This window comes from Pararhizobium sp. (assembly GCF_035497515.1).
Classification (GTDB): domain Bacteria; phylum Pseudomonadota; class Alphaproteobacteria; order Rhizobiales; family Rhizobiaceae; genus Pararhizobium.
In genome coordinates, this window is sequence record NZ_DATJDJ010000124.1 from 1 (window position 1) to 7,314 (window position 7,314).

Annotated in this window: 6 protein-coding genes; 2 read left to right on the forward strand and 4 right to left on the reverse strand. The window is 60.8% G+C overall.

All coding sequences use genetic code 11. The features are described 5' to 3' along the window. The 4 genes from VL202_RS13220 to repA all read right to left on the reverse strand — a co-directional run. On the reverse strand, positions 1-2,064 hold a 2,064-nt coding region (locus VL202_RS13220; protein WP_414692855.1), incomplete at its 3' end, for a DNA translocase FtsK. A gap of 75 nt (positions 2,065-2,139) precedes the next feature. Further along, entirely contained in the window at positions 2,140-3,447 is a 1,308-nt protein-coding gene (repC, locus tag VL202_RS13225) for a plasmid replication protein RepC (RefSeq protein ID WP_325464577.1), read from the reverse strand. A gap of 228 nt (positions 3,448-3,675) precedes the next feature. Continuing rightward, positions 3,676-4,680 (reverse strand): plasmid partitioning protein RepB, encoded by a 1,005-nt coding sequence (gene repB, locus VL202_RS13230; RefSeq protein ID WP_325464578.1) that lies wholly within the window; start codon positions 4,678-4,680, stop codon positions 3,676-3,678. Positions 4,681-4,816: 136 nt separating this feature from the next. Then, entirely contained in the window at positions 4,817-6,043 is a 1,227-nt protein-coding gene (repA, locus tag VL202_RS13235) for a plasmid partitioning protein RepA (RefSeq protein WP_056337214.1), read from the reverse strand. A gap of 432 nt (positions 6,044-6,475) precedes the next feature. Here repA and VL202_RS13240 point away from each other — a divergent pair, with 432 nt between their 5' ends. Continuing rightward, positions 6,476-6,865 (forward strand): hypothetical protein, encoded by a 390-nt coding sequence (locus tag VL202_RS13240; RefSeq protein WP_056336528.1) that lies wholly within the window; start codon positions 6,476-6,478, stop codon positions 6,863-6,865. 155 nt (positions 6,866-7,020) lie between these two features. Beyond that, positions 7,021-7,314, forward strand: a 294-nt coding sequence (locus VL202_RS13245) for an FAD/NAD(P)-binding protein (RefSeq protein ID WP_325464579.1), incomplete at its 3' end; no start/stop codon positions are given.

Genomic DNA, 7,314 nt, shown 5'->3' on the forward strand with positions numbered 1-7,314 from the left:
CAGTTGCTCGGCGCCCATTTCGCCCAGAAGCACCCGGCTGTCGATCTTCGAGGTGACCTGGAAGGAAATGCGGGTCGGGAAGTTCGCCTTGATCGTGCCGGTGATGACATCGACCGAAGGACGCTGCGTCGCCATGATCAGATGGATGCCGGCAGCACGGGCCATCTGGGCCAGCCGCTGGATGGCGCCTTCGATCTCCTTGCCGGCGACCATCATCAGGTCGGCCATCTCGTCGACGATGATGACGATATAGGGCATGGGCGCGAGGTCCATTTCCTCCTGCTCGAAGATCGCCTCGCCGGTCGAGCGGTCGAATCCGGTCTGGACGCTGCACAGGACGGTTTCACCCTTGGCGCGCGCGGTTGCCGCACGCGCATTGTAGCCGTCGATATTGCGCACGCCGAGCCGCGACATCTTGCGATAGCGGTCCTCCATCTCGCGCACCGCCCATTTCAGCGCCATCACCGCTTTCTTCGGGTCGGTAACGACCGGCGTCAGCAGATGCGGGATGCCGTCATAGACCGAAAGCTCGAGCATCTGAGGATCGACCATGATCAGCCGGCATTCCTCCGGCTTCAGCCGGTAGAGCAGCGACAGGATCATCGTGTTGATCGCGACCGATTTTCCGGAGCCCGTCGTGCCGGCCACCAGAAGATGCGGCATCTTGGCAAGTTCAGCCACGACCGGCTCACCGCCGATGGTCTTGCCGAGGCAGAGCGCCAGCTTCAACCGGGTCTCGACATAGTTTTCGGATTCGATCAGTTCGCGGAAATAGACGGTTTCGCGCACCGGATTGGGTAGTTCGATACCGATGACATTGCGGCCGGGGACGACGGCGACACGCGCCGACAATGCCGACATGGAGCGGGCGATATCGTCGGAAAGACCGATGACACGCGAGGACTTGACGCCCGGCGCCGGCTCGAATTCATAGAGCGTCACCACCGGTCCCGGGCGGACATCAATGATCTCGCCGCGAATACCGAAATCCTCCAGCACGCTTTCCAGCAGGCCGGCGCTCTGTTCCAGCGCTTCCTGCGACAGGATCGCGGTTTGCTGGATCGAGGGTTCCTGCAACAGGTCCACCGGCGGGTGGACATAATCGTCGCCGGCCTCGATCGGTCCGATGGTTTCGATCAGCCTTGCCGTCACCGGCCTTGCGGAAACGACTGCCGGCGCGGGCTTTTCCCGCCGTTCGAGCGGTCTTGACGGAGGCGAAAATTCCTCCGCAACGGCAACGTTCCGTGGCTTCACCTTCTCCGGCTGCGCGACGGGAACCGATGTGGAAACCGGTGGAGCGGCAGGAGACTTGCCCGCCTGCCTTATCCCCACTTCCCGATAGAGCGATGTCACGGAATTCGCGGCGACCTGATATTCCGGCGGCTGCCATCGCAGCGTCGGCGCAAGCACGTCCAGGTCGGCCTCCATGTGCAGCGTATCCCAGAACACCTCGTCGGAGACATGCAGGAAAGGCGCCGCCCGCCGGAAGCCGAGCTCCGTCGCAGCGGCGGATACTATCTCCCCCTCGGCCGGAAAACAGGCAAGATCGATATCAACCGTCTCGTTGGTTGCAACAGCCGCAGGCTCGGCCGCACGCATTTCCATTTCCCGCTGCAGGCGAAGCGACAGCAACCGGATCCCGCCGACAGGGGCATTCTGGATGCCGGGCAGAACGGCAGCCGCCGGCATCGTCATATCCGTGATCCCGGAGACATCGATGGCGACGGGATCGACCTTCGGCGGTGCGACCGGCTGTCCTTGCTCCGGCCTCGCGGCAGGCATCGACTTTTTGGAAATGACGCTTTCCGGCGTGCGGGTGAAGCGGACATTCGGTCCGAGCACAAAGGCGCTCTGCCAAACCGGCGCATCCTTGCGGCCTTCGATTTCGCTGGCCGCAATGGCATCGGTAGAAACGCCGCTCATGCTCTCCTCGTTTACAGAAACGGGATGCGCGCCATAGACGGACCGCTGGATATCCGCCTTTTCCAGCGGTTGATCTCCATAGGCGGGTTCTTCTTCCGTCATATCAAGGCCATTCGGGAAATTGGTTCGGGAAAGACGCATGGGACCTGCTCACTCAGAATTCACGGGCATTCGCACCATCCATTTCAATAGAAAATAAAGGTTAATCAGCCCTTTCTAGCCGACCCTTCTGGCGGAATTTCCGTTCGTCCTGGCAAGCGCCATGAGCATCGGCCCCAGCGAAAATTCGCCCTTCTCCGCCCGCCGCGTAAGGTCGCGCAGATAGCCGCCGGCCGAGTTGATATGCCCTGCCCGCTCCAGAATGCAGGCGATGACGGTGGCGGCATTTTCCGGTCCGAGAATTTCGCAGGCCTGTTGATAGGCGTCGGGACTGACACCGAGCATCGAGCGGACGACGACCGCCGCCGACATAAGCTCGCGCCAGTTCGAAATCGTACCTCCGGAACCGTAGGCGATGATTTCCGGGCAGGCTTGGAGAACGAGAGCCAGCGGAAAGGCCTTGATTTCGGGCGCCACTCGCAAACGATCGGTTTGATCCCTAACGGGTTTAGGTTCCTGCCGTGCAGTTGCCTCCTCATGAGACCTTTCGAGATGGATCGGCACAACCGAACCTTCGTGATCCGTCTCGAAAGTCGCCCCCTGCTTCTTTTCGAAGCAAGGTTCAAGTTCAGAGGTAGAGTCGGAGTTTGAATTCTGTATGTGGCAGTCATTCTGAGAGGGATTGCCATTCATTTTTTCTGTTTTTACACGCGCTTCCAGCAAGTTGACGATCTCGTCGCGCAGCATTTCCATTTCTTCGAGCACCGGCGTCACATCATCGGCCGTCGGGATGCGCGGCAAGGCCCCTGCCAGGGATCGGAACTGAAGCGTGATCGCTTCCCAATCGCCTGTCGCCTCTTCTTCCATTGCCATCTCGATCAGCTTGGCAATGTCGCGTCGGCAGAGCGTCAATCGTTCGCGCAGCCGCCGCAGCGCAAGCCGCTCGGCCACCACCTCGGCCGCCAGCTGCGCGATCTCCTCGGCACGCGCCAGAAGCGGCGCCAGGGAAAAGCCGAAGGCATCGTCGATCGCGCCGGCGCTGTTGCGGCGGACATAGCGCTTGCCATTGGGACTATCCTTGCGACTGATCAGCCCGGCCTCCACCAGAACGGCCAGATGACGCCGGATCGTCTGTTCCGTCATGCCATGCGCCCGGAGGGACAGTTGGGCGTTCGACGGAAAGACGATTAGGCCATGCGCCTGCGATAGCTCGTCCTTCGGGTAGAAACTCAAAAGCGCATTCATCACCGCAAGTGCCCGGTCGGTGACGCCGAGTAGCGGCCTCGCCTCGCAGAGCGCCCGATAAAGCTTCCACTTGTCGGCGGACTTGGTATCGTCGATCGTCTCGGCCGCAAATTGACTTGCCAACATGCCAAGCGTCATCGGCCGCCGCCCAAAGGGCGTCGTCACACTTCCACTTTCCATCTTCTTCGCCTTTCGTGCAGGCAAAGCTGTCCGGCTCGTCAAAATGACGCCGATCTCAATGAAGAGACTTGACTACGATTCCAGGAAGTGTGATTCTCTCAGTCGCCAAACAGTTGAGAAGGGCTTCCGGAATGCATTTCGGGGGCCTTTTTCTTTGCCAGTTTTCGTCTTTGCCTATCCTTCGATAGCGGTTGACATCAAGGCGCCGACCATGGCGCCCGGTTGAAACTAATTTCGGCGGTCCGGCTTTCGCCCGGCCGTGAATTGCGCGTAGAGCTCGTCGAGCCGATCTGCGAGGAAATTGCCGAAATCGGGTACCTGGCGCTCATCGAAGACGATCCGCGTCTGCCGGTCGTCGCGTTCAATGCGGGCAGCCTTTTTGCCCTTCGGACCTTTCCATTCCTGCGCCTTCAGCCCACGCTTTCCCGGTCTTCCGCCAATTGCATCGAACAGGCGGGCAAAGCGGCCGTCGCTGTCGATCGCCAGAAAATCGGGCGCGTTGATCAGGCCTTCCAGCCCGGCATGCCTTTGCCCGAGCCGGTCTGCCAGAGCCGCCCAGCGGGCGCGTCCTGCCTTGGGTGCCGGGCCGATCGCCTGAACCAGATATTCGGGAATGCTGCGCGCGATCGAGATGTAGCGGCTGAGGTCGCCCTTGTCGGTCGACAAGGCCGCCATGATCGTCGCGCGGTCATATCCATTGTCTTCGAGACGGCGGGCGAATTGCGCTTTCTCGATATAGGAAAGATCCTGCCGATCGAGATTTTCCTTGCCCTGCGCGATCACCAGCTCATTGTCCGTCAGCGACTGGACAATTGCCCGCACCGTTCTTCCAAGCAGCACAGCCGCCCGCAGTCGGCGGCGGCCATAGGCGACCTGGAATCGGCCGGGCAGACCTACCTGCGGGCGCACCAGGATCGGCACCTGCTGGCCGTTGTCGCGCATGCTTGCAACCAGCGCATCAAAGCCCGGATCGACCGCGATGGAAATCCGGTCGCTGACCGAGGACTGGTCGATCAGCGACGGATCGAGATCAATGACGGTCGAGCCGCTTGCCAACTGTTCCTGCAGCCTTGCGGCGCTGCGCGCGCCTTCGGTCATTTCCTGAAGGGATGCGCCCATCGCGGAAATGGCACCGGTGCGTACGCGCTCGCTGCTTTTCTCGATACCAGCAGCCGGCGCCGAGCCTTCAGGCTTGCGCATGAACAGCGTGTTGACGGTTTCCTTCCGGCTCATGGCTGGTCACCTCGCCCGGAAGAGCAGGTCGCAATCCGGCCGTCAGCAGGAGCGACATCGCGCCGGCTTTCTGCCGGGGCCCGCGGGCCGGAACGGAATGTTGGGAGCTCCCAACGCTGCGGGATGGCGTGGACGATCATCGCGGAGCCCGCCCCCATGCCTGCCGAACGAGGGATTCGATCTCGCCATTGACCGCATCGAGCGCTTCCATCGCCCTGTCATAGGTAGAGCGCGTCAGGTTTTCGCGACCGATTTCATAGAGCGTCTGCTTGGTCAGGCCCGCATCCGAAACCGCAGCCGACTTGACCATCGGATTGGTCAGGACGTGATCGTCGAAAAGGTTGCGCAGAAGAGCGGCGACCTTGGTCTGCGGCGCATCCTGCGGCTCGTAGCGCGTCAGCAGATAGCGCACGAAATCATATTTCAGCTCGCCACCGGCCTCGCGCACCACAGCCAGAAGATCGTGGGTCATCAGCAGGAACTGGCTCATCGACGCCACATCGAGCATCTGCGGATGCACGGTCACCACCATCGACGTCGCGGCGCAAAGGCCGCTTAGGGTGAGATAGCCGAGCTGTGGCGGGCAGTCGATGACGACGACGTCATAATCGTCGGCGACCTCGTCCAGAGCGCGCGCCACCCGGGTGAAAAATATCCCATCCGCGTCCCGCGCGCCGCTCGTCAGGGCGCGCGGCGTCGTGTGCTCGAATTCCATCAGTTCGAGATTGCCGGGAACGAGATCGAGGCCCTCGAAATAGCTTTTACGGATGACCTCACTCAGCGGGCGCCTCTCCTCGTCGTAGCGGATGGCGGCGTAGAGGGTCTCGTTCGATTTGACGTCGGTTTCCGGCAGCACGCCGAGCAGCGCCGAGAGGCTCGCCTGCGGATCGAGATCGACGGCGAGAACACGATAGCCCTGCAATGCGAGATACTGGGCGAGATGGACGGACGTGGTCGTCTTGCCCGAGCCGCCCTTGAAATTGGTGACGGCAATGACCTGGAGATGATCCTCCGCGCCGCGGCGCGGAACGAAATCATGAATCTCGCGTCCACGCGCGGTCTGGGCCAGCTTTTCGCGCAATTCGTTGATCTGGCCGAGCGTGTAGAGACGTCGGCCGTTCGTGCCCACATCCGGCTGCGGCCCCTCGCCGGCAAGGGTCATTTTCCGCAAGGTCGAATCCGAAACGCCGATCAGACGCGCCGCTTCGCCGGACGTGAAGCGGCGAAGCGTCTTGTTGGCGGCTGGCGGGAAGACGGCTTCGCTGATGGCGTGGAGCTGCGCGCTGATGATCGCAGCGTGATCTCCAATCGTCTCGTCGACCGTCTTGCGGTCAAACTTGTGCGCCCGAACAGCGTTGTTCACGTTCAAAAACTTTCGTCACGGTAAAATAGCCAGAACGGCAATATATCCGTGACGATTGCCCAACGCTACGATTCGCGCAAGACGTTATTGTTAAACAGGCACTTGCTCGCGACCCTTGAGAAAATGAGTCTGCAACTGCAGCCTTGCCATTTCCATTGTGAATCCAAATCCTTCCCATCATGCAAATCTTCAGGCGAGGCGATACCCGCCTTGAAAGGATTCATGCATACCACAGGGCTGGCCGCCGGGCACCGCGACCGAAAAGCATCTTTGGCAGTGTTTTGGCTGCGAATCGGATATTAAATGAACAAGGCTGCCCTGCCTCGAGATACAAGCGCCGTCGCCGGAACAAATAGGGCTTCCGCCAGTTGAGGCGTCTGGTCGATTCTGCCGGCACCAACCACCGTCTTCCAACGATGCGAGGATCTACAGATGAGCAACCCCCTTCCTGAACTCTACGAGGGACATGCGCCAATCACGCTGCATCAGCTGTTTCGCGAGGCACTGGAAGCCTACGACGATTGGATCGACGGGACGGACGTCCCCAGAGCCTATCATCAAGGCAACCCGGTTTCGATCAACGCGGTTTTCGAGCATATGCGCGGCTGCACCGACATCCTGCCGCACAATATGGTCAGTGCCATCACCGAGCGCCTGAACAAACCCTGGTCCAGCGACAATCCGCTGGATGAAATGAGCTTCTCGACCGCCGCCCGTATCATGTGCCTGTTGGTGCGCAAGCGGCAGGCTCGCCGGGCAGATGACATCGGCGTTTTCATGCATCGTCTCGAGAGGCTGCGCCCCGGGCACACGGAGCGCTGAGAACTCACTCAACGAACGCATAACAATATCGCGCTTGATGCTTTCGTTCTTCCGGATTAAGATCACAAATTACATAGACTATACCGCATATTGAGAACTGGCATTTGCGTGACAGTGGTTCAACGATCCGGCCGCGTGACGCGGGGAGGAAAGATATGACGGTTCACGGTTTTTCATCACCGCGCTCGAGGGCGGACCCGCTCCTGCAGATCGCCGTCGTCGGACGCGGCTTTTCCGGCCTCATGATGGCTATCGCCCTTTTGAAATCGGTGCGTCGGCCCTTTCGGTTGCGCCTCTTCGACCCGCAGCCGATCGTCAATGGCGGGCAGGCGCTGGCCACGCTCCGCTCCACCGAAATCCTCAACAGCCGCGCCCGCGATCTCTCCGTTTCCCTGGGGGAACCGAAGGATTTCTCCCGCTGGCTGCAGGCCAATGCCTCCTTCCGCGCC

Excerpts from the sequence above, each read along its gene's own strand:
- repB (WP_325464578.1), bottom strand. The coding sequence starts at position 4,680 with ATGAGCCGGAAGGAAACCGTCAACACGCTGTTCATGCGCAAGCCTGAA.
- VL202_RS13240 (WP_056336528.1), top strand. The coding sequence starts at position 6,476 with ATGAGCAACCCCCTTCCTGAACTCTACGAGGGACATGCGCCAATCACG.
- repC (WP_325464577.1), bottom strand. The coding sequence starts at position 3,447 with ATGGAAAGTGGAAGTGTGACGACGCCCTTTGGGCGGCGGCCGATGACG.